The organism is Salinicoccus siamensis (genome assembly GCF_055391965.1).
In genome coordinates, this window is sequence record NZ_AP043765.1 from 1,802,204 (window position 1) to 1,826,441 (window position 24,238).

Consider the following 24,238-nt stretch of genomic DNA (forward strand, 5'->3'; position numbering starts at 1 on the left):
CTGGCCTTTTCCTGATTTATTTTCCATTTATTTCCCATGCTGATTACTTTCTTTCATTTGGCCGGCGCTTTCTTGCAACCAACCAGACGAAGATGCCGAAGCCTCCGAAGATAAGCAGGCCTACGTATATATAGCCGTTGTTCATCCCGGTTTCCTCAATGATGGCATAGAGTTCACTCTCTTCCCGATCCAATACCGCAAGAAACGCATCATTTTCCATGTCACTGCCACGGATCAGGTCGCCGATGAGCATACCGCTGAGCATCTTGCTTTCATCTTCACCCTCAAACGGCACTTCTACATTTTCAGTCACAGAGGTGCTGTTTATGTTCAATACAAAATCCACATCTGATGTATAATAGCGCTGCACGAAGTGACCGTCCTCATTTTTGATCACTTCGGTCTCCCCCTGATAGATCTGGGGATGTTTTTGCGTCACTTCATTGATCGCTGCAATTTCATCCACCAGCTCCTGGTCCGTCCATAGATCCATCTGCCTGTGGACAATCGGGATTTCATCGCCGTTCAATGCGATTTCAGTACCATATTGAAACGCGATAGGCCCCTGATAGGCATACAAGTAAGTGGTCAATTGATTGATGCGCGTACCGGGGAACATATTTGCCTCCACTACATTATGGGTGAACCGCTCACTGAACCAATGGTCTGCAAGAAGCAGGGTGCCATCTGTCGGATAGGCAGGGGTTTCACGGTCAGGCTTACTGAAGCCATATGATAAAGCCTCCTGCAGATCGTTTGGAGCAGCATGGTCGAAGCCTTCCAATGAAATATCATCGTCTCCACTTATTCCATAGGTCGTGACATCTTCAGGCAGAAATTCCTTGGCGTCTATGCCATCTTGGATTACTGTCATGCTGAGTCCATCGATATTATATTCCCCAGTGAATTCACGCGCCATTTCCTTGTATCGTTTCTGGTTGTCAGCATTGCTCAGGTCTATGAATTCTGCATCGATCATGCCGTAATAGTCCTGTTGGATATTATTCAATATGGGCCTATCCAAAGCTGTATAGCCTTCAGCCAAAGTGGCCGGCATATCGACGATGACATCCATCCCCCGCTCATGCGCGGCATCTATCAGGCTTTGAAACGCTTCCGGTCCCCCGAAGGCTTCTTCAATCTCACCATATTCCCTAACGGCATAACCCAGATAATCATCTTCGGCCCGGTCGAATACAGGAGACAGCATCAAGGCGTTGAACCCCATATCCTTTATGTAGTCCAGATTGCTTTCGATACCTTGGAAATCACCGCCGAATGGCAACGGTGTTTCTTTCTCATCAGTTACATTTATGTCATTTCCGTCATCCCCACTCATGAACCGGTCGACAACGATGGTATAGATTCTGGTGTTGGTCGTTTCTGCAGATGCCGTGTCATAGGTCAAACCGAATGCCATCAACAGCATCGCCATATATATCATAGTTTTCTTCATTGCGATCCTACCTTCTGCTTTTATAGGTTCAGTATACTAGATAACGTTTTAAAAAAGGTTCATTTCAATAAACGTTCACAAATTTCCATGAAAAAAGGCACCCCTAAAGGAGTGCCTCTGCCATTACTGGAACATTGCGCTCAAAGGACCCATCGGCAAGTAGATGCCGAGTGCAATCGTGATGATCAGGAATACGATGAGTCCGATCATAAGATTGCGGCCTGTGCCTTTTTTACGCTGCTTGATGATGGCCATTTCCATCAGGCCGATCGTCACCAATCCAAGAAGGAATTTGATGCCGTAGAGCATCTGGTTGCCGCTGCCGAAATCGAGGAACAGCATGAGGCCACTGAATAGGATGATCAGGTAGACCAGCCTCAACACCATGTGCAGCGGCTTCGAGTATTTCGATTCGCCATCCGGATAGTCGATTGAATTATAAGTGATGAAAAACAGGATGATCGCAAGGACCAGTGCCGTCAAGTGCAGATGTATCACATAAATCTTCCTTTCAAATATGAATCATCAATATTCTATCATATTTAAGAGGAAATTACTTCCCAATATGTGTCGTGAGGGTGCCGATGCCATTGATTGCGATGCGCACCTCGTCACCCGGCTTGAGGAATTTCTGGGGATCCATGCCGGCACCGACGCCTCCCGGGGTGCCCGTTGCGATGACATCACCCGGCTCAAGCACGACAAATTTGGAGATTTCCGCAATGAGTTCGTCCAATTTGAGGACCATTTCCTTCGTGCTGCCGTCCTGGCGGATTTCATCGTTCACTTTAGTCACGATGGATGTCTCTTCCGGATTCGGAAGTTCATCTTTAGTTACAACGAAGGGCCCCATCGGACAGCCGCCCTTCAGACTCTTCGACAAGAAGGCCTGCTTATGCTGCTTCTGAAGGTCGCGTGCAGTGATATCATTGATGATTGTATAGCCATATATATAGTCAAGCGCCATTGAACTTGGAACCTTCTCGGCACGTTTACCGATGACTACACCGAGTTCCCCCTCATAGTCGAGTTGACTCGTGATGTCCTGATGGTTCGGTATCGTTTCCCCATCTCCCACCAGACTCGTCGCCGCTTTGGTGAAGACATAGAGGCTTTGTACCTCATTGTTCATTTCGTCAGCATGGGACTGGTAGTTTCGCCCGAAAGCAATCACATTATTCGGAGGGGTTACAGGCGCTTTGAATGTAATTTCATCGAAAGGCGCTTTATATTGGTCCGGATTTTCGGAAGCTTCCGCTTTTCCCACGAGTTTACGGACTAATTCCTGGAAGTCGAGTGTGTGATACTTTGAGATGCCTTCCAGAAGTGTTTTTGGATATGCCTCCTCCGAGCCGAATGCCTCAAACAATCTTGGCAGGATCCACGCACTCTCTTCACGCTTTACTTTGACGCCGTAATACGTATGGTCCTGGTAATAGAATGTTAGAAATTTCATGGAATACGCTCCTCTTATTATGTGTATTTATTATATTATAACATGTCTCTCTTGTTTTTCATGTCATTTTCAGAATTATTCGCAAACAAATGCTCGATTCCTTTCACATTATACTTTTCCATGACAGCAGAGAGCACGAGGAGAAAGATGTAGGCTGCTGAAGCAAGCCATATCATGGAAGATATCTCCATTTCCCCATACATGCGCATGCCAATACCATAGAAGACAAGCATGAACAAGATATTCGATAACACATAAAGCGTGACGATGTATCTACCGGCACGGCTGAACACGCCGATGATCCTCCCAGGCAGGACTATAGTGGCATATGCCAGCAGGAAGAAATAACCCAGGGCAAGGACAGGGCCCCCGAAGTTTTCGGCAAGCAGCCGTCCGCTGTAACTGCCAAGCGTCAGTACTTGGGCCATCTTCATTGCGATGCCACCGCCTGCCAACACGACGAAAAGTACGATGGCCATCACGGGGCCATCAGCAATCATCCGGACAACATCAAGCTTTCCGAAGGACAGCCCGATGAGCAGCCATGGCAGGACGGTGAATATAAGGCCATACAAACTGCTCAATGCATTCTGTGAAAATATTTCAATATTCATCGCGACAATCGCAAAATAATCCGTGTCACGGAAGACGGAGGTATACTCGGTCACATCCTGCATCGCCGTATAGATGATATCTGTCGGAGACCCTATATTTGTAAAGAAACCGACAAGTACATTCGTTGTCAGATGTACAGCAAACAAGGCTAAGCCGCTAAACAGCGGTGCGCTCCAGTGCGCCCTCACGAATAACACCGTCACCAGGCCCATCAGCGCCAGTCCGGGAAGGAAATCGAATGCGTGGACGAAAAACGTATGCACTATCCCCAGGGCCAACAGAAATCCGAGCACCTTGGCCAGGTTCCCCACCCCGATCCCGCTATAGGAGTGGATGAGGTAACCGCCTACAAGCGCAATCAGAGGGACGACTGCCCCTCCGATGAAGATATCGAGCGCCAGGAAAGTGCTGAGGTTGATTCCGTGCAAGTATTCGTATGGGTTCACTGCATCATAGGGCATCATGAAATATAATCCGTTCATCAGGAGGGCAAGGAGCAAGGCAAAACCAAGTATACTCCTGGCCCTCATATTATCAGTCATCAATTTTAACCGCTCCATACTCAAAGAAATATAGGTATACAGTAACATTTTTGCTTAGGGCCTGCATGATGGATCGCCTGTATATATCCATCTGTGTACGGTAACGGTCGATCAGATCGTCCACTTCATCACCCGGACGCAGCCGGTCCGTCTTGTAGTCGATGATGACATAGCCCTCCTCCATCTCAAGCAGTACATCGACGATCCCCTGGACCATCTGGCTGCTGAAGTCCGAATATCCGATTGCTGCCTGGTTCATGATGAAAGGCGTCTCCGTATATATCTCCAGGCTGTCATCCAAGAGCTGGCGCATATCATCATCAGACATGAAGCGCTTCATGTTGATCATCATCTTGTCGCGGTGGGTATCCGTAATCAGGGGATCTTCTTCAGTATGCACCCTGATCATATCGAGCATGAAATCTTCAAGCGGGCCCTCTTCGGCTTTATCCAGCCCGCTTATTTCATCATACCGGTTCAGAAGATGCATCATCAGTTCGTGCATCATGGTACCAAAAACAGGCGCTTCCATCGAGCTGCTCCTGAAATTGGGGGCTCTCAAATTCGGCGTACGGTCATGCCGGATGACCGCACTATCGTCTGGAGGCGTTTCATTCCGCCTTTTTATTTCCGTTACCGATTCCTTATATACAGTATGCGTCGCTGCCCGATCTGGATAACGGTAAAGGATGCGTTCCTTAAGCAATTGGTTTTCGTTTGTCTTCAACTGTTCGATGTCATCAAGCGTAATATGCTCCCTCGATTGCCTGACTTCCTTGATTTCTCCAATCTCCGCCATTTCAAGTGTCTGGCTTGGGATCTGATCCAGTACCGGGGCCAGCAGGTCCCTGATGTTCTGGATGGCCAGACGGTCATCTGCATGGACCATGCCGCCTTCATAGCTGAACTTATCCTTCCGTTCGTCTTTATAGACAAGCGGGATGATGAGCTGGTGGACTGCCCGGGTCAACGCCACATAGACGAGGCGCATCTCTTCACTGATCCGCTCACGGCGGACCATTCGCCTGAGGACTTCCGAGTGGATGCTTGGAAGCACTGCCTGATGTTTTGGCATATAGCGTTTGAATGCTATCCCCGCGTCAGGATGCACTGCTGCTTTCCTTGACAGGTCCATCATATTAAGCTGACGATGGAGACCTGCATAGATGACATAGCCGAACTCCAGACCTTTCGATGCATGGATGGTCATGACGCGTAATGTGTCATCTCCGTCTGAGACTGTATTCTCCTCACCGAAATCCTGCCCATCCTGGATCATGCGATGAATGTATGCAATAAAGTCGTAAAGTGACAGATGCGACATCTTTTCAAATTCCATGGCTTTTTCGATGAAGCCGTTCAAGTTCGCCCGCCGGGTCAGGCCGCCACGCATCCCTGCGAAGTATTCCAGTATATTAAGTTCGGCATAGATTTCATCGATGAGTTCCGGCACGCTCATATACCGTGCGTGGGAACGGAACATTTCAAGTGCCTCACTCAGAATCCCTATCTTCTTCATGACGACTGCAGACCCTTCGTATGTCAACACCGCCTCATACAAGTAATCCTCGTCCGAACGTGCCCGGATTTCAGCGATGTCATCTTCCGAAAAGTCGAACATGGGCAGCCTCATTACACCGACGAGATGGTCATCCTGCAGCGGGTTGTCGATGATCGACAGCAGGCTGATCATCGTGCGGATTTCAAGGGTATCCAGATAACCGGAACGGTTGTTGACAAAAACAGGCAGCTCAGCTGCAGACAGCAGTTTGCGGTACGCTTCATTATCCCGCGTATTGCGGGTCAGAATCACGATATCCTGATAGTCGACGCCTTTCTTCCTGAGCTTGCGGACGATTTCTGCAATATGGAGGATTTCTGCATCACTCCCCGCCCCTTCCGCATTTTCTATAATGTGGCATTCCGACGCAAGCGGTGGGGCATCCAGATAATTCCCTTGAACAAGCCGATGGGTTTCGTCGTAATCCACTTCCCCGACCTCCTTGTCCATAATGCGTCCGAACACATCATTCGTCACATCAATGACTTCCCTCCGTGAACGGAAGTTATGGTTCAGACTGATCAATCTGCCGCTTCCAGGATTTTTGAAGCGTTCCGCCTTCTCGATGAATAGTGAAGGGTCTGCCTGCCTGAATTTATAGATGGACTGTTTCACATCCCCTACCATAAATAGGTTGCCGTCCTGTTCGTCCCCCGACTTCAGCGATTGTATAATCGCTTCCTGCACACGGTTGACATCCTGATATTCATCGATCATGACTTCCTTGAACTGTGCACGGTAGCGGCGTCTGATGTCACCATCTTCAGCCCCCAATATGGCCAGGGCATAATGTTCATAGTCCGAAAAGTCCATTTCATTACGCGCACGCTTTTCGCTCTGGAACCGTTCGAGCACTTCCAGTGCGATTTCAATCAATGTGTTCCTCATGCCATTGAGGGGCGATAACTCCTCCTTGACGAGGGAGAAGGTATAGGCAGGTAGTTCACGTATTTCCTGATACCGTTTCTTGATCCGGTTCTGGACGTCGAGCAGTCGTTTTTTCTCATCTTCATCTTCGATATTGCGGATGAACGCCGAGCGACCGTCTTTGAGCATATAGGGCGGCAGCTCGACCGGATCACCGTTGCGGTTGGTCTCCATCGCTTGGCGCACGCTTTTCTCAAGTGTTTCCAGGCCGTCAAAGGCATCCCGTACCTGCGTTTCTTTTATGGATGTGTGTACTGCTGTCCTGTAATGCTCAAAAAGCCGTTCGATATCCGGGTACAGTGCCGCGAGCTTCAGCCTGACATCGTGGTTGTGGGAGGCTAATATGCCCCCGAGATAACCTTCATCCTGGTACCGATCGAGGTTCTCCTCCAGATACCCTCTCGGATCTGGACTCGCCACAGCGGTATGGTACAGATCCCGTATCGTGTTCTGGAGCCCATCATTGCTCTTGTCGGATGACAGCATCATGGCCAGCTGGTTGAAATCCGGATCCGCTTTTTTATAATAGGTTTCCAAAACATTCGAAATGGCCTGCTCAAGCCTGATCTTCATTTCGACGTCACCCAATGTGCGCATATCAGGCGGCAGTCCGATTGCATTATAATGCATCTGTATAAGATGCAGGCAAAAGCTGTGGAGCGTCTTGATATGGGCTTCCTTGAGCTTCAGGATTTCTGCATATATGGCCGGATCGCGCTTATCATGGTAGGCGGCCTGGAGTGCCGCCTCGATTTTATCCTTCATGTCACGGGCGCTCATATTGGTGAATGTCGCCACGAACACTTCATCGATGCTGTATTTTCCGCTGAGCACCTTACGGATGATGCGTTCGACGAGGACGGTCGTCTTACCGCTTCCGGCTGCCGCCGCCACCAATACATCAGACCCCTCATATTCAATTGCCTCGAGCTGTCTATCCGTCCACTGGACCATCTATGGCCACCTCGCTTTCAAATTCACCTATCGACTCTTCATCATAGGCGCTGACTCTTATATCTTCACGGTTCATCAGGGCATCGATATGGCATGCCGACTTGAAGTCGCACATCTCACAAGGCAGCCGCCCACCGTCCATCTCCATCGGGGAGACGCGGACGTCACCGCTGTAGATTCTGTCGGTGGCCTCCCGGTACATCTCCAATACGTGCGTCGCATAATGGGTGAACAGATGGGGGCTCATATACCGGTGCCGGGTCCGCCCATTGATCTTCCCGTTTTTCGTGACTGATACAGGGAGATAGCGGCCGTACTCCTTGAAATCCTCAAACTCGGACAGCATGCCCTGGATGCCGATGGAATGCTCGTCGATGATGCCGTCATATTCCGGGTGCTCGTTGATGAATACGCCGTCCGGGCGCATGCGCCTTCGGCGTTCCGCTTCGACCGTCTCGAGCGATGCCTCATCATCAAGCGCAATGAGCGGATCCCGCACCGGGAAGAACAACATGCTGTTCGGCATTATCTTTTCTTTACCGAAATAATCGGGACCGTGCTTCATCAGCACGTACATATAGGTGATCATCTGAAGCTCCAGTCCGTTCAAAATGCCTGCACGGGATATGCTCCTCGTACTCGACTTGTAGTCGATCAGATTAACGTATGCAGAATCCCCGATGTCATACATGTCGACCCGGTCGATCTTGCCGCGCAGAAGGATGCTGTAGCCGTCATCAGACGTCAGCGTCACCGCTTCCATTTTACTGTCCCTGAAGCCGAACGACAGCTCTGCATCCTTTATGTCATATTCTCCACTCGCTTCCATGTCCTTCATGAAGCGCAATAGGCGCATGATGGCATCGCCGGCGCGCTTTTTTAAGGACTGGTAGTAGCCCGTGCGCTCGAAGATGCCGTATTGGATTGCTTTGGAAAACCGTTCTATCCCTTGGGCCACGGCGCGTTCTATAGTCTCTTCTTCATGCAGCAGCGTATAGTCCAGCTGCTTCACGACGTCATACAGCACCTCGTGGTACAAGTTGCCGAGCTCAAGTGGTGCCACCTCATATGGCTTGCGTATCCTAAGCTTCAGTCCATAGCGGCTGAAATGTTGGAATGGACATCTGAAATACGATTCGAACCTCGACACACTGGCCTTCATCTCATTGGAGTAGAGCGCTTCCGCCGTTTCCCGTGAAAGCGGCTCTGCCCGGTTGTCATGGGTGAGGTTGCGCCTGAGGCGGGGGTAGACATCATGCCAACGTTCCTTGGCCACTATCTGATAAGCCTCGATCCACCCCCTGTACTCCGGCAGCGAAAGGAATGCTTTTGGCCCGTCGACCGGAGCCGTCATCATTTCACGCATCTTAAGATGCAGTAAGGGCTCCATGCTGTCGATCGAAGTGATCAGGCGGCTTGGTGCGAAGCGGTCATATTCATTGGTCTTCCGGTATTCATAGTGCCTGACACCTGTTTCCCCCGGCAGCAGTTCCGCCATGAAGGGGCTTATCTTGGTGCCGTCCCCTGACGGCAAGGTGCTCGACCAGCTCAAATACAGCCCTTCAGTCGCCCGTGTCACGCCCAGGTAGAAGACGAAACGCTCATCTTGCGCCAAAGTCCGGGAGCTCGGTGACAGTTCGATATCAGCATGCTCAAACACCACTTTCTCCTCATCTGTAATGATGTCCGTGCTTGTCGTCTCACGTGGCATGACGTCACGGTTCAACCCGATCATGAAGATGTACTTCTTGTTCTCCACCTTGGAGAGGTCGAGTGACCCCACCATCACCTGGTCGATGGTGGAAGGCAATAGACTGAACTCGGCATTCTTCAGGCCATCGATGAAAGTTTCATAGAAGATGGTGAAGGAGACTTCTTCGTCATCAAAGACGACGTAGGCGTCATCGAGTAGGCGGATGAACATATTGTAGGCCTGTTCCGTCTCGTCCCGCCTTCCGACTTCACCTGCTGCGTCAAGCTGCTCCATCTCGCCGACCAGCCTGTCTGCGATTCCTTCATCAACGACGAAATCATAGATGATGCCGATATAACCGCGTACTGTATCCGCCTCCCTGAGTGCCTGATAAAGCGTTTCAAGCCGTGTCAGCATACGATTCTTGAAGTCGATCATGCCAGCATGTTCTTCCCCTCTATCGACGCGCCGCACCCCAAAGTCGGTAACTTCAGTCTGATAGCGGAAATGGTCGTCATCAAACAGCTGGAGCCCTTCGATGCCGCGTTCCAATATAAAGTTCTCAAGCAGGTCGACATAACCGCGCTCAACGTCTTCATGCAGGTATCCTGCCTTCAGCACGTTCATGAAGGCGGAAGCTTCGTAGTGCTTCATGTAGCACTCGAGAAGCCCCATCACAAACTGGATGAATGGGTGCTTATACATTGGTATCTTGCGGTCCATATGATAGGCGATATCGTAGCGCCTGAACACAGACTGGATGACTGGTTCGTAGTTGGGATCCCGGTGGAGCACACCTATATCGCTATAGGCCGCTTTCCCCTCAAAGACGAGATCCTCTATTTCACGCGCCACATCGTTGACTTCCTCGGTCACCGTCGGCGCCTCGGTAAAGATGACACCGTCATAGTCGAACAGCTTCTGACCCTGATCGAAGTAGCGCTCCATCTGGATCAGTCCAGCCTTATCCGAGCGTCTGAAATCTTCACCGAAGTGCGTAAAATCAAGCTTGGCATCCCCCATGTAGTAGCGTAGGCGCTCGATCACCGCATCAGTTTTACGAAAAAGCTGTTTATTCGTGCCTTCGTGTGTAAGCAGCAGATTGATCGTCCGCACCCTTGTCTCAAGTGCCTGGATCAGCGCAAATTCACTTTCTGTAAAGTTATGGAAGCCATCTATATAGATGACGGCATCTTCAAGTGAACGGATCGGCACATCTGAATACAACAGTTCGATGAATTGATCGGCTATGTTGATATCCTCTATCTGGAGTTCGTTGATGCGGCCTTCCCATCTGCGGTAGATCATCTCCAAGTCGTGCATCTTATCGGCGACACGGCCGGCCGGTGCATCTATCCGCTCGAAATCATCAGGCGCCACGCGGTAGGCCCGCAATTCACTCAGCATATCCAGAACCTTATCCGAAAACTTTATGTACTGTGCGCTGTTTTTATAGAAGCGGAGCGCCTGCTTCATTTCATTCATCATCTTGTGCAGGAGCATGATGTGCCCGCCTGACGATAGGGCATCACGCGTCGAATGCCCCGTTTCATTAAACACATGCCACATGAGCCGGTTGAAGCTGAAGACAGCTGTACGCAGGCTGCCGACGCCTGGATGCTCCGCTGTCGGATTGGTGATGATGTTCTCATACCGCAATGTATTCTGGGTAGGTGTCACTATATATATACTGGAGCCAAGAGGCGCCTTCTCCGTAATCTGCCCGATTTCATCGAACATCTGCCTGGTCTTTCCCGTACCGCTCACTCCAGTCCAGATATTGATTCCCATATACTCACTCCTTCAAGTAGACAAAAGACACCCGAATAAGGGTGCCCATCAATCGAAATTAGTGCCAAACCTGTTCAGTGGCCAAAAACGCAACTGTACTTCACCTATAATCTGTTCCCTATCGACCATCCCGAAGTCCCGGCTGTCACGGCTGATGGGACGATTATCCCCAAGTACGAGGAATTGATCTTGCGGAATCTCCCCACCTTCCACGCCGAGATCGGAAAGTGTAAAATTATCCATATAGGAATCCCCGGTATTCACCACATAGTCCTCTTCAAGGGGCTCCCCATTTACATATACCTGCTTGTCTTCCATCTTCACCGTATCCCCCGGTGTTCCGATGACCCTTTTGACATAGGCTGGCCCCACCTCAGAATTGAAGACGACCACATCCCCAGTTTCATATCCACCGAAGTATTCCACGATTTTATTGGCTACGACCCTATCTCCGTCTTCGAATGTCGGATCCATACTCAGGCCATCGACCGAGTAGGATACGAAAAGAAAGGATCGGATCAGAACAATCAGGATGACTGATACGAGGATGGCCATCAGCCATTCTCCAACTTCCTTCTTCATCCGCTTCCCTCCTATTTCTCCAATTTACTATTGATATACCTCTGGTACCATTTTGAAAAGAAATACAGCACCACAAGGAAAATGATTGATAGCGTCAACTGCAGCGGCGAAGTGAAGAATGATGTAATATCATATCCGACGATGGACATAAGCAGTATCATAATCGCCTTGGACACCAGCAATATATATAAGTATACGACTTTTCTTATGTTCGATAAAGCAGCTATAAGATTGATGACTGAACTTGGCGTAAAAGGCAGGGACAGGAGGATCAGCAGAAAGGAGAACCCCTTCAGATCGATGAATTCAAGCATCCCCTCCAACCGCTTATGCCTGTGGATATATCTCTGGGCAGGCGCACGGAGGAAGTAACGGATCGTCAGAAAGACAAGGTAACTGCCACCGACCGTCCCCGAGTAGCTGAGGAGGAAGCCGATTATGAAACCGTAGGAATTGATGTTTATGATGACAATCGCAAAAAGCGGAAGGAACGGCAGGAACGATTCGATCAGTGTCAGAACGAACCCGACTAGCGGCCCGAGTGCTTCCACTTCAGCAAACAGGGATTCCAGACCTTCCTGGGTGGTCAAATTCTTGAGTAGGGTTTCGAGTTCCAATACGCATAACCTCGCACATTTAATAAAGGCTATATTACCTTGTAATATAGCCTGATCTTCCCTTGATTATATAGTTTTTATCGGAGTCTGTCATTCAATTGTTCTCTCAATGAATCATAACCTGATTTGCCGAGCAGCGCGAACATGTTCTGCTTGTATGCTTCAACACCTGGCTGGTTGAACGGGTTGACCCCAAGAAGGTAGCCGCTCATCGCACATGCCACCTCGAAGAAGTACACCATGCTGCCGAACGTATAGGCATCAAGGCGGGGCACTTCCACCATCATGTTCGGCACGCCGCCGTCGACGTGGGCCAGGATGGTCCCGCGCATCGCCTGACGATTGACTTCATCGACGGTCATGCCTGCGAGATAGTTCAGGCCATCAAGGTCCTGGGATTCTTCTTCGATGGTCAGTTCGCTGAGGGGAGTCCCGATGCTTATGACGGTCTCCATGAGCGTGCGCCGGCCTTCCTGGATATATTGTCCCAATGAGTGCAGATCAGTGGTGAAGTGGGCACTGTGCGGCAATATGCCTTTGTTGTCCTTCCCTTCACTTTCACCGAACAGCTGCTTCCACCATTCCGCAAAATACTTGAGCCGTTCATCATAGTTGATCAGCATCTCCACAGTGTAGCCTTTGTCGTAGAGGGCGTTCCTGACCACAGCATATTGGTATGCAGGGTTCTTTTCAAGCGCCGGTTCAGCCAGTTCCTCCATGGCATCGGCAGCGCCCTGCATCATGGCATCGATGTCTATGCCTGAAGCGGCGATCGGCAACAGACCGACTGCAGACAATACCGAGTATCTGCCACCGACATCATCCGGGACCACGAACATTTCATAGCCTTCTTCACGGGCGAGTGTATTCAAGGCACCCTTCTCCTTGTCCGTAGTGACATAGATGCGGCCCTTTGCATCCTCATGTTTTTCCTCAAGGAGCTGCTTGAAGATGCGGAAGGCGATTGCCGGTTCCGTCGTCGTGCCTGATTTGCTGATGACGTTGATCGAGAAATCCTTGTCTTCGAGATAGGTCTTCAATTCATTCATATAGTGGCTGGACAAGTGGTGGCCGGCAAATATAATTTCCGTCCCTTCATGTGAAAATGTCGGCTTCAACATTTCAATTGCAGCTTTGGAACCCAAGTATGAGCCGCCGATGCCGATTACGAGCAGGACGTCGGAATCCTTCCGGATCTTCTCGGCAGACGCTTTGATGCGTGAAAATTCTTCCTTGTCGTAGTCTTTCGGCAGCCCGACCCAGCCGAGGAAGTCACTGCCCGTCCCCATCTTGTCATGAATCATCTCATGCGCTTTTGAGACGAAAGGGGCAAGGTTCTCAATTTCTTCCTGGTTCATGAACCCTGCAGCATTGGAATAGTCAAATTTGATATGTGTCATAGTAGCCTCCAGAATATTTTATCCTTCGCTACTATTGTAGATAAAACACAGCGCGCTTTTCAATCAATTTGTCGCACCTTTTCGATTCCGGCATTTTCAGGGATCAGGTCGGCTATCTCCTCGGCCTGCCCGGCATGCAGGAGTTCGACGATCCGGCTGCCGACTATGACACCATCGCAATGCGCACCGATCTCTCTAGCCTGCTCCCGCGTCTTGATGCCGAAGCCGGCACACACAGGGACCGGGCTCACTTGGCGCACAGCTTCCAGATGCGCACCCAATGAGTCATCAAAGCCGTCCCTGATACCGGTTGTACCATTGACCGTAACGGCATAGACGAAGCCTTCCGCCGTCTTGAGCACTTCTTCCATGCGTGCTTTTGAACTGGTCAGCGTGACGAAGCGAATCAGTGCAATGTCCACATCCTTCAATGGAACTTCGAATTCTGCCGATTCCTCATAGGGCACATCCGGAATGATCACTCCTGATATGCCCGCTTCTTCACACAGCGCGGCGAAATTCCCGACACCAAGCCGCAATACCGGATTCGCATAGGTCATGATGACGATCGGAATGTTTATCTCATCCTTGAAGCCTGCAACTGCCGTAAGCACTTCCTTCAGCGTGACGCCTTCGGCCAATGCCCGCTTTCCGGCTTCCTGTATCGCCGGACCGTCCGCCACCGGGTCGGAGAAGGGGATGCCGAGTTCAACGATGGATACACCAGTCGATTCGAGCTGCAGTATCTGATCTTTAAGATTCGCCAGCCCGCCGTCTCCAGCCATGATATACGCGATGAAGGCCTTACCTCCGGCTGATTCCAGATTTTCGAATTGTTGTGCGATGCTTTTTCTGCCCATTAGGCTTCACCTTCCTGACGTGCTTTGATTTCCGCTACATCCTTGTCGCCACGCCCGGATAGGCAGATGACGAGAATTTCATCACCGGTCATCTGACCGGCCATCTTGATTGCATGTGCTACCGCATGGGCACTCTCAAGTGCCGGTATGATGCCTTCTTTATGGGATAGTATCCTAAACGCCTCCAGTGCTTCCCCGTCCGTGATATGTGCATATTCTGCACGGCCGATCTCCTTTAGATGGCTATGCTCGGGCCCGATTCCGGGATAGTCGAGGCCTGCTGAAATGGAATAGGCCTCCTGCACCTGGCCCGCCTCATTCTGGAGCAGGTGCATCTTGGCACCGTGCAGGATGCCGACACTGCCTTCGTTTAAGGAAGCCGCATGGCGGTCCGTCTCTATGCCATCACCGGATGCTTCCACACCAACAAGGCGGACATCTTCATCGTCTATGAATGGATGGAACATGCCGATTGCGTTACTCCCCCCACCGATGCACGCCACTATGGCATCAGGCAGGCGCGCTTCCTTATTCAGCATCTGGCGCTTCGTCTCCTTGCCGATTACGGACTGCAGGTCACGCACGATCATCGGGAATGGGTGCGGCCCCATCGCTGAACCTAAGACGTAATGGGTATCTTCTACATTGGCGACCCAGTATCTGAGCGCTTCGTTGACCGCATCTTTAAGTGTCCCCCTGCCCTGATCGACACTGACGACCCGGGCACCGAGCAGTTCCATGCGGAAGACGTTCGGTTCCTGGCGCCGTATGTCTTCTTTGCCCATGAAAATGACACAGTCCAGATCAAGTAGTGCACAGACAGTCGCTGTGGCGACACCGTGCTGGCCAGCGCCCGTTTCTGCAACCACCTTCCTTTTGCCCATCCTTCTGGCAAGCAATGCCTGACCGATCGTGTTGTTGATCTTGTGTGCCCCGGTGTGGTTGAGGTCTTCGCGTTTAAGATAGATCTTCGCCCCGCCTGCATATTCCGATAGCCTTGCGGCATGATAGAGCGGCGATTCCCGTCCCACATAGTTTTCCAGGTAATGGTTCAGTTCTTCACGGAATGCTTCATCATGCTGCGCATCCTCATAGGCTTCCGTCAATTCTTTGAGCGCGTGCATAAGGGTCTCCGGCACATAGCGGCCCCCGTATTCTCCGTAGTGGCCGTCAGCATCGGGCTGAGTATAGATTTTTTCCACTTTCCTCTCCACCTTTCATTGTTCTGATCAATTCAAATATCTTATCTTTGTCCTTCACGCCATGTGTTTCGACGCCACTCGACACATCGACGGCTGCAGGTGCAACCAGATGTTTTGCTTCCCTGATGTTGCCTGCATTGATGCCACCGGCCAGCACCAGACGGGAATGGTCGAGTGCCCTACCCTCGAGTGCCGACCAGTCAAACCGCCGTCCGCTGCCACCGCGGTATTCTGCCGGTGGACTGTCGATGAGTATGTGGCGGGCATCATACCGGAACATTTCCGCAATGGGCATGCTGCCGATGGAAAACGCTTTGATCACCGGCATTTTCAAGCCTGCCGTATATGCGCGCGACTCATCCCCGTGCAACTGTACATAATCGAGGCCGACCGCCTTATGGACATATTCGACATCTTCAGCCGGTGCATTGACGAAAACACCCACACATTCGACTTTTCCTCTAACTGCTTCTGCCATTCTTTTGGCCGTGTTAACGTCGACCTTCCGAGTACTGGGTGCAAATACGAACCCGATCATATCGGCCCCTGCTTCTGCAGCCCATCCGGCTGCTTCGACCGTCTGGATGCCGCATATCTTAATCTTCATCTACAGCACCCCTTTTAGGGCGCGGATCGTTGCGGCCGGGTCTTCTGCAGCCATCAACGTCTCCCCAACGAGCAGTGCTGCGGCACCGGCCACCCGCATCCGCCTGCCGTCTGCTGTTGTACGTATGCCGCTCTCGGCAATGAAGTGCACCGGGTGATGGCCATATGTTTCAAGCAGTTTTTCTGTATCACCCAAATCCACTTCAAATGTCTTCAGGTTGCGGCTGTTGATGCCGATAAGTGCAGGGTGAAGCTTCAAAGCACGCTCCATTTCATCTGCAGTATGTACCTCCACTATGCATTCAAGGCCATAGCTGGAGGCATATGCGAACAGTCGCTCCAGCGCTTCGTCGTCCAATGCTGCCACAATCAGGAGGATGACATCTGCTCCATGCCGGTATGCCCGGTCGATCTGCCGCTCGTCTATGATGAAATCCTTGTTCAGTACAGGCAGCGCGACTACTTTCCGGACCGCTTCGAGATCCGCCATTGACCCTTTGAAATATTTGTCATCGGTCAATACTGAAATGGCGTCAGCACCGCCTGCTGCATATTTCTCTGCCTGCTCATCAGGCTCCATTCCGATGTTGATGTCCCCCTTCGACGGAGAAGCCCGCTTCACCTCCCCGATGATGCTTATCGTTCCGGCAACGTCAAGCCTATCCTTCAAGGAAATGGGCGTTCTGTCCGGCCCTTCTTCCTCTGCTGTGAGCCGTGTCACTTCCTGCTGTTTATATGCAATGATGTCATCTAATATCGTAGTCATTCAAAATCCCCCTCTTTTTGAATATGCGACGAGCCGGTCGAGTTTGGCCAGGGCTTGTCCGGATGAAATGCTTTCCTGCGCCATTTCAATGCCTGCCTGCACGGAGTGGGCCTGTTTGGCGCAGTATAGCCCGATGCCGGCATTCAACAATATGGTGTCGCGCTGGGCTGGTGTCGCTTCGCCAGTCAATACATTCTTCAAAATCTGCGCGTTCTCTGCGCTGCTGCCACCGTTGATTTCTTCCCGTGTATAGGAGGGCAGGCCGACCGACTCCGGAGTGAAGGTCGCATCTTCAATTGTTCCCTCATCGAGTATGGTCATATGATTTTCACCGAGCAGCGAGGCTTCGTCCATTCCGCCCGCTCCATTGATGACCACCGCCCGGCTCCTTCCGAGCCTTTTCAGCACTTCTGCCATCGTTCTCAACTTATCCTGCCGATAGACACCGAGAAACTGGTAATCGAGTGCCACCGGGTTGATGAGCGGCCCTATCAGATTGAATATCGTCGGTACTTTAAGGTCGTTGCGCACTTTCATGATGCGCTTTATTTTTGGATGGACATGGGGGGCAAAGAGAAAAGTGATGCCATTGTCATCCAACAGATGATCGATATCACTCGGCTGAAAAGACAGTGATACACCAAGTTCCGCCAACACGTCAGAGCTCCCGGTCCTGCTTGTAACGCTTCTGTTGCCGTGCTTTGCAACTTTTATGCCTGCCCCTGCAAGGACGAAAGCGGAGGTCGTCGAAATGTTGAAGCTATTGGAACCATCCCCGCCTGTCCCGCAGTTATCCATGACACCTGGAACATCGCGCAGTATGGGCATCGCATGCCTCCTCAACACCTCTACAAGCGCTGTGATCTCGGCCACGGTCTCCCCTTTGGCCTTCAAGCCCATCAGAAAGGCGGCTATTTCGCTGTCGCTCACTTCGTCCGTCAGCAGTATGGAGACTGCCTCCGTCATTTCCCTGCCGGTCAGATCAGCGCGTTCCGATAATTTTGCCAAGTGTGGTTTCATACTGCCGTAATCTGTTCTTGCCAGTACTTCTGCCGTCATATTTTTCCCTCCTTGAAATAAAAAAACTCCATAGACCTATTGTCTATGGAGGACGATTCACCGCGGTGCCACCTCGCATTGGACGGACTCGCCGCCCCTGCTCTTGCCGCGTAACGTGCGGCGGACGGATGCATGCTGATCAGGCCCATTCATCGACGTTGCACGGACCGGTTTCCAGCTCCCCCGGTTCTCTGTACCATGCAATACGCCACTACTTGTTCTGATATACATCTTCTTCAATTTTTAAATACAAAAAGCTCCCCTGTCACTGTAAAAAGGACGGGGAGCCGTGGTGCCACCTTTATTGATCGGCTAAGCCGATCCGCTCAAGATGCAGCATAATGCCGCATCGTCCATGTAACGTTGGAAATACGCCGGGGATTTAATCGTCCACCGGTTGCACAGAAGTCCATTCACACTGCCATTGCACCGGTTCACACCACCCACCGGCTCTCTTTTGCAATTCGGCAATTGCTACTTGTCTTCATCAATCAAAGTGATTCATTTAATTGAAATTCATGTTACTACAATCAAATTATGATTGCAACCCTATTTCTGAATTATTTTATGGGTCCAATTATTTCTCCACATCTTTGAACTCATCTTTTATGCGGTTCATCGCTTCCTCCAGGACAGATCTCGGAGAAGGGACGCATATCCTCTGGAACCCTTCCCCCTCCTTGCCGAAATTACTGCCGTCCTGCAGCAGGACATTAGCCTTATTGTAGATGCGGTCATGCACTTCTTCATCCGATAGGCCATAGCCGCTGAAATCCATCCACAGCACATACGTGCCGGCAGGGTGTTCCACTTTAACGGTTGGCATTTCCTCTTTCAGGAAATTGATGACAAAATCTATATTGCCATCGATATATTCCCTCACCTGTTCCAGCCATTCATCTCCCTCATTATATGCTGCAATCAAAGCAGATACAGTGAATGGACTCGGCATGCTCGTCCCCTGCGCCTCCTTGAACTGCTGCCTCTTCGCCTCATCGGTGATGACGACATTGGTGCAGTGCAGGCCGGCCAGATTGAATGTCTTGTTTATCGCAGTCATGGAGATGATGTGATCTGTATGATCGGACACTTTCGCAATCGGCGTGAATGTTTCCCCGATGCGTATCAGATCTCCATGGATCTCGTCGGCGATGATGATGATGTCATTCTCCCGGCAGATTTCAGAGAGCCGCTTAAGATCTTCTGGACTGAATATGTTGCCCGTCGGGTTATGCGGACTGCATAGGATGAACATGCTGACCTCACTCTTTTTGGCCAAGGCTTCGAAACCATCGAAGTCGATATGGTAATGTCCCGCTTCATCCCTGATAAGCGCATTGTTCTCCACGACACGTCCATTGCCTTCAACAGCAGCAGTGAATGGTGGATAGACAGGCCGTTGTATGATGATTCCGTCCCCTGGTTCAGAATAGGCTTTGACGGCGACATTCAACGCATGGACCGTACCCGGGGCATAGATGATTTCTTCTTTGTCTATAGTCCAGTCATACCTATCTGAAAACCATTTCTGTATCGCTTCATAATAGGCATCCGGCGCCAGTGTATAGCCGAATATTTTATGGTCGACGGTCCTGTGCAACGCCTCGATGATCGGCTCTGCCACCTGAAAATCCATATCAGCTGTAAATAGCGGGATGGTATTTTCATCATAGTGGTCCGTGAGCCCCATTTCCTTGAGCAGTTCGCCACCGTCCCATTTAATGGCATATGTTTCCCTTCTGTTTACAGGTGTATCAAAATTATATTTCATCAAAATCGCTCCTTGTTGTAATTCTAGTAATTCTTTTATCACTCATCTTGTAATTATAACGCTTCAAAAGATCAGTTTGAAACAATTGAACTGAAACCCCACAGGCTTGTCACCTGAAGGGCAGGTTGAAATCAAACTGACTCGTCGACTGCCTTGATCAACTGATTTTCCGCATCACTCAGCATGCTCAGTTACTTTTCAACGAAGTAACCATCTATTCTACAGATTTGTCTGTTCATTTGGTATAATGGGAAATAATAGTTACCTCTACTTAGATTACAACTCTCTGTTGCTGTATCCTTCTATACTGAATGAAAGCACCTAACCGCTTTTTTTCGCTGCTCTGAACATCTCGGTTGTAATTCTCATCACACCTTCATTGAAGACACGTTCATATATCATGCCGAGCCTCTCTTCAGTGATGTCCTCTTCATTTTCGACCCAACGCTGACAAATGCCGATCATCCCAGATACCTGGTATTCAATGATGTATTCATAGTCTGATAGCTCCTGGATGCCGATATCGTCTGCAAAATCCAATATCACCCGCCTGAAGCGCGCCTTCAGTTCATACTGGAAGCCGGGGTCCCCCTCCGGCCCCAGCAATATGGCGATGCGCGCCCTGTTTTCCCTGATGCAATGGGAAACATCCTCGAACGACCCCTCAAGCGGAGCCTGATCATCACTGAGCATCTTCAGACGCTCGATGATGGTTTCCTCACTTGGGAGGAGCAATTTCTTCTCCGTCTCCAGCACTTCGTAGACGTCTGCAAAATAAGTGTAGAATGTGCCACGGTTGTATCCGGCGAGGTCCGTGATTTCCTTGACGGTAATCTTATCAAGAGGCTTCGAGACGTACAGGGTCCAGAATGCTTCAACGAAATTATGGCGGGTTTCTTCTTTACGACTTATTTTGGACATAATATTCCCTCCTTTCCAACACTCCACATTGGATTGTAGGTTGAATCATATATATAATTTAACTAATATTGTCATAGTACAACACGTTGTCGGGTTACAATATACATCTCATATTATACAGGAGTGAAGCCACTTGAAGCTAGCCGATTTTTCAATAAAAAGACCAAAATTCACCATCGTCATCATGATCATACTCATCCTCCTCGGAGCCGTTTCCCTGACCAGGCTGCCGCTGCAACTGCTGCCGAATGTCCAGCCGCCGATCGCTGCGGTGGCGACCAGCTACCAGGGGGCTGGACCTGAAGAAGTGATGAAGGATGTGACGAAGCCGCTCGAAGCAGAACTCTCCACAGTCAGCGGTTTAACCAATATATCCTCCCAATCCCAAGAAAGTTCCTCGGTGATCCTTCTTGAATTCGGATATGACATGACGATTGATGAAGTCGAAAATGAAATCGTCCGCACGATAGAAAACACAAGTCTGCCCGAGGAGGCAGGGGACCCATCCTTCCTCGAGTTCGACATCACGATGCTCCCGAGTCTGACGCTTGCCGTATCTTCCGAAAACAAATCAGTCAGTGAATTCCAGGATCAGGTCGAAGATCTCATCAATGAACTCGAAAACATCAATGGTGTGGCCTCGATCAGTGAGACTGGCAGCATCACAGAAGAAATTTCCGTGGCACTCGATACTGAGGCACTCGAAGAGTATCAGCTGAGCCAAAGCGATGTGGCCAACATCATTGAAGCCAATAACATCTCCATACCAAACGCCACAATCGTCGATGAAGAAGAAAAAGAATCCATCACAACCCGGACGGTAAGTGAGATCGACGGAGTGGAATCACTCGAGGAACTGGTCTTGGCGGATCTGCCCGAGGGTGCTGGCACGCTCACTCTCGATGATGTGGCAGATGTCGCCATAACGGAACAGGATGACGCTGTCATCAGCCGTCTGAACCACGAAGAAGCCATGCAGATTGAAATGAGCCTCGCGTCCGATGCAAACGCATCGACCGTCAATGGAGAATTCCAATCTGTCCTTGACGAGCAGCTAGACAAGGAAGAATTTGAGGATCTCACTGTTGAAACGCTATACGATGAAGGGGAATATATAGACCTCGCCATCAACAGTGTCTACCTATCATTGATAAGCGGTGCGATACTTGCGATGATCGTCCTTTTCGCATTCCTGCGCAACTTGAAATCACCACTCATAATCGGTATCGCCATACCGTTTTCCGTCATCACTACATTTGCCCTCTTGTTCTTTACGGACATCAGCATAAACTTGATGACGCTTGGTGGCCTGGCACTCGGCATCGGTATGCTCGTCGATAACGCCGTCGTCGTCATCGAAAATATATACCGCCATCTGTCGATGGGCAAAACACCGAAACAGGCGGCAAGTGTGGGGACGAAGGAAGTGGCGGGTGCCATCACCGCTTCTTCAATGACTACAGCAGCAGTCTTCCTGCCTGTTGTCTTCGTGAGCGGCCTGGTCGGCCAACTGTTCACGCCATTTGCTGTAGCCGTAGTATTCAGCTTGTTGGCTTCACTTTTTGTCGCCCTGACCGTGGTGCCTATGCTTGCCAGCCGCATTCTGGAAGCACCAGATGACAACGAAGAAGAGAAGCGACGGGACCGTCGTTATATGAAGGGGCTCAGGAAACTGTCGCACTGGACACTCACACATCGCCTGACTGTCCTTATATTGACCGCCCTGATTCTTATAGCCGGTGGCGTAGGCATCTATATTCAAGGCTTGGATCTCCTGCCTGAGAGCGATGAAGGGACGCTGACTGTTGAAGTGGAAATGCCGCAGGATGCGATCCTTTCCGAAACAGAAGCGACCATTGCCCGAATAGAAGAGAAATTTGAAGATTATCCGGAAATCGATACCTACATGAGCACCATCGGCTCCACCTCCACGATGAGCCCGGTCGACGAGAGCAATGTAGGCAACATCATGGCTACATTGGTTGGCCCGGGTGAACGTAGCGTCACGACCAATGAATTCATTGAAGATATCGAAAATGAAATTGAAGGTGTGGAACCCTCTGCTGAAATCAGCGTCAACCCGATGTCGCAGGCAGGCACAGGTTCCGACCCGAACACACTCGCGCTGAATATTGCAGATGAAGACCCTGAGAGGCTCGTCGAATCCGAAGAAATCATTATAAAGGCTTTGGAAGATGATGCAGATATAGACAACGTCACCTCAAGCCGCGAGGACATGACCCAGGAGCTCCAGGTGCGTGTAGACCGCGCAGCTGCCAGGGAAAATGACCTACAGCCTGCAGAGATAGGCTCAGCAATCTACGAGGCGACTAACGGAGTCCCGGCCTCCACTGTCGACGAAGGCTCCGAGTTCCTGACGATCAATGTCAAATATCCGGATGAGGTCACAAGCAGCGTCGAGGCCTTCAAGAATATCCAGATCGCCAATGGCCAAGGCGACTACGTCACAGTGGAAGATGTCGCTGAGCTGGAAGAAGCTGAGATGCTTTCGCTCATCAACCGCGATGACCAGAAAGAAACGACGGAACTTACTATTTCGTACAAACCTGAAATGAGCCTCAATGAGGCGGGCAGTCACGTTGAAAGCATCATTGAAGATACAGATTTCGCAGATGAAACGGAAACGTCGATCGGCGGTGACCTGGAAATGCTCAGTGACGCAATTCCTCAGCTGTTGCTTGCGATAACACTCGGCATCATATTCATCTATCTCGTGATGGTTGCCCAGTTCGAATCCTTCAAACACCCATTCGTAGTCATATTCTCATTGCCGCTCAGCATCATTGGGGTGATGTTCTCATTGATCATCACAAATAATCCACTGAGCGTCATCGCTGTAGTCGGCGTCATCCTGCTGCTTGGCATAGTGGTCAACAACGCCATACTGCTGGTCGACTACATCAATCAGCAGAAAGCCAAAGGCATGACTACGCTCGAAGCGATCGAAAAGAGTGTCCAGGACCGCTTCCGCCCGATAGTCATCACCGCGCTGACGACCGCACTCGGCATGTTGCCGCTTGCACTTGCCATTGGTGAAGGTGCAGAACTCATTGCACCGATGGGCATTGTAGTGATAGGTGGTCTGATCAGCAGTACGTTCCTGACGCTGTTCATCATTCCAATCATCTACAGCTACTTTGATTCTGAAACACGCAAGATGAATAAGAAGTACATGACACCGGATGGTGAAATCATCACCCAAAGAGAGATTGACGCGCAAAAACGTAAAGAAGAAGCTGCTTCACCAGAAGATGAATATGGCTATACTTCTGATGACGATGTTCCAGAATACGGCGATGAAGCGCCGAACGTCCAGGAAGATACCCCACCGCAGGATACTTCCGGAAACGATAGGGACTATATCAAAGAGATGGAGTCGCTCATCAACAGGATGAAAAATGACAGACGGAAATAAGCATACGAAAAAACGATTGCCTG

General features: G+C 50.3%; 18 protein-coding genes and 1 other annotated feature. Of the genes, 1 reads left to right on the forward strand and 17 read right to left on the reverse strand.

Features of this window, described 5'->3' with window-relative positions; genetic code table 11:
* Positions 1 to 43: 43 nt before the first annotated feature.
* From ACZ5LF_RS09215 to ACZ5LF_RS09295, 17 genes are all read right to left on the reverse strand, one after another.
* Positions 44 to 1,456, reverse strand: a complete 1,413-nt coding sequence (locus ACZ5LF_RS09215) for an alpha-amylase family glycosyl hydrolase (RefSeq protein WP_380569899.1) — start codon at positions 1,454 to 1,456, stop codon at positions 44 to 46.
* Between the two features lie 123 nt (positions 1,457 to 1,579).
* A complete protein-coding gene (locus tag ACZ5LF_RS09220; protein ID WP_380569900.1) occupies positions 1,580 to 1,954 on the reverse strand; it encodes a YisL family protein in 375 nt (124 codons plus the stop codon).
* Between the two features lie 55 nt (positions 1,955 to 2,009).
* Positions 2,010 to 2,912, reverse strand: a complete 903-nt coding sequence (locus tag ACZ5LF_RS09225) for a fumarylacetoacetate hydrolase family protein (RefSeq protein ID WP_380569901.1) — start codon at positions 2,910 to 2,912, stop codon at positions 2,010 to 2,012.
* A gap of 35 nt (positions 2,913 to 2,947) precedes the next feature.
* Positions 2,948 to 4,069, reverse strand: coding sequence for a DUF418 domain-containing protein (locus ACZ5LF_RS09230; RefSeq protein WP_380569902.1), 1,122 nt, complete (start codon positions 4,067 to 4,069; stop codon positions 2,948 to 2,950).
* Positions 4,062 to 7,511, reverse strand: a complete 3,450-nt coding sequence (gene addA / locus ACZ5LF_RS09235; protein WP_380569903.1) for a helicase-exonuclease AddAB subunit AddA — start codon at positions 7,509 to 7,511, stop codon at positions 4,062 to 4,064. The genes ACZ5LF_RS09230 and addA overlap by 8 nt, the downstream gene beginning before the upstream one ends.
* Positions 7,492 to 10,995 carry a PD-(D/E)XK nuclease family protein gene (locus ACZ5LF_RS09240; protein WP_380569904.1) on the reverse strand — a complete coding sequence of 1,168 codons (3,504 nt, stop codon included), beginning with the start codon at positions 10,993 to 10,995 and terminating at the stop codon, positions 7,492 to 7,494. The genes addA and ACZ5LF_RS09240 overlap by 20 nt, the downstream gene beginning before the upstream one ends.
* A 48-nt stretch (positions 10,996 to 11,043) precedes the next feature.
* Entirely contained in the window at positions 11,044 to 11,577 is a 534-nt protein-coding gene (gene lepB / locus ACZ5LF_RS09245) for a signal peptidase I (protein WP_380569905.1), read from the reverse strand.
* Between the two features lie 11 nt (positions 11,578 to 11,588).
* Positions 11,589 to 12,194 carry a TVP38/TMEM64 family protein gene (locus ACZ5LF_RS09250; protein ID WP_380569906.1) on the reverse strand — a complete coding sequence of 202 codons (606 nt, stop codon included), beginning with the start codon at positions 12,192 to 12,194 and terminating at the stop codon, positions 11,589 to 11,591.
* A 77-nt stretch (positions 12,195 to 12,271) separates the two neighbouring features.
* Positions 12,272 to 13,594 (reverse strand): glucose-6-phosphate isomerase, encoded by a 1,323-nt coding sequence (locus tag ACZ5LF_RS09255; RefSeq protein WP_380569907.1) that lies wholly within the window; start codon positions 13,592 to 13,594, stop codon positions 12,272 to 12,274.
* A 59-nt stretch (positions 13,595 to 13,653) separates the two neighbouring features.
* On the reverse strand, positions 13,654 to 14,454 hold the full coding sequence (gene trpA, locus ACZ5LF_RS09260) for a tryptophan synthase subunit alpha (protein WP_380569908.1): 801 nt from the start codon (positions 14,452 to 14,454) through the stop codon (positions 13,654 to 13,656).
* The gene (trpB, locus tag ACZ5LF_RS09265) at positions 14,454 to 15,656 is read right to left on the reverse strand and encodes a tryptophan synthase subunit beta (RefSeq protein ID WP_380569909.1); all 1,203 of its coding nucleotides are present in this window, start codon (positions 15,654 to 15,656) and stop codon (positions 14,454 to 14,456) included. The genes trpA and trpB overlap by 1 nt, the downstream gene beginning before the upstream one ends.
* Positions 15,625 to 16,263, reverse strand: coding sequence for a phosphoribosylanthranilate isomerase (locus ACZ5LF_RS09270; protein ID WP_380569910.1), 639 nt, complete (start codon positions 16,261 to 16,263; stop codon positions 15,625 to 15,627). The genes trpB and ACZ5LF_RS09270 overlap by 32 nt, the downstream gene beginning before the upstream one ends.
* Complete coding sequence (gene trpC / locus ACZ5LF_RS09275) at positions 16,264 to 17,028, reverse strand: indole-3-glycerol phosphate synthase TrpC (protein ID WP_380569911.1); 765 nt, start codon at positions 17,026 to 17,028, stop codon at positions 16,264 to 16,266. It abuts the gene before it with no gap.
* A complete protein-coding gene (gene trpD, locus ACZ5LF_RS09280) occupies positions 17,029 to 18,048 on the reverse strand; it encodes an anthranilate phosphoribosyltransferase (protein ID WP_380570019.1) in 1,020 nt (339 codons plus the stop codon).
* Positions 18,049 to 18,144: 96 nt separating this feature from the next.
* Positions 18,145 to 18,318, reverse strand: coding sequence for a hypothetical protein (locus tag ACZ5LF_RS09285; RefSeq protein ID WP_380569912.1), 174 nt, complete (start codon positions 18,316 to 18,318; stop codon positions 18,145 to 18,147).
* Between the two features lie 41 nt (positions 18,319 to 18,359).
* Positions 18,360 to 18,587 (reverse strand) — a binding site (T-box leader).
* Between the two features lie 77 nt (positions 18,588 to 18,664).
* A complete protein-coding gene (locus ACZ5LF_RS09290) occupies positions 18,665 to 19,858 on the reverse strand; it encodes a MalY/PatB family protein (protein ID WP_380569913.1) in 1,194 nt (397 codons plus the stop codon).
* A 321-nt stretch (positions 19,859 to 20,179) separates the two neighbouring features.
* On the reverse strand, positions 20,180 to 20,779 hold the full coding sequence (locus ACZ5LF_RS09295; RefSeq protein WP_380569914.1) for a TetR/AcrR family transcriptional regulator: 600 nt from the start codon (positions 20,777 to 20,779) through the stop codon (positions 20,180 to 20,182).
* A gap of 133 nt (positions 20,780 to 20,912) precedes the next feature.
* On the opposite strand from ACZ5LF_RS09295, the gene ACZ5LF_RS09300 reads away from it, so the two are divergent.
* Entirely contained in the window at positions 20,913 to 24,215 is a 3,303-nt protein-coding gene (locus tag ACZ5LF_RS09300) for an efflux RND transporter permease subunit (RefSeq protein WP_380569915.1), read from the forward strand.
* Positions 24,216 to 24,238: the final 23 nt, after the last annotated feature.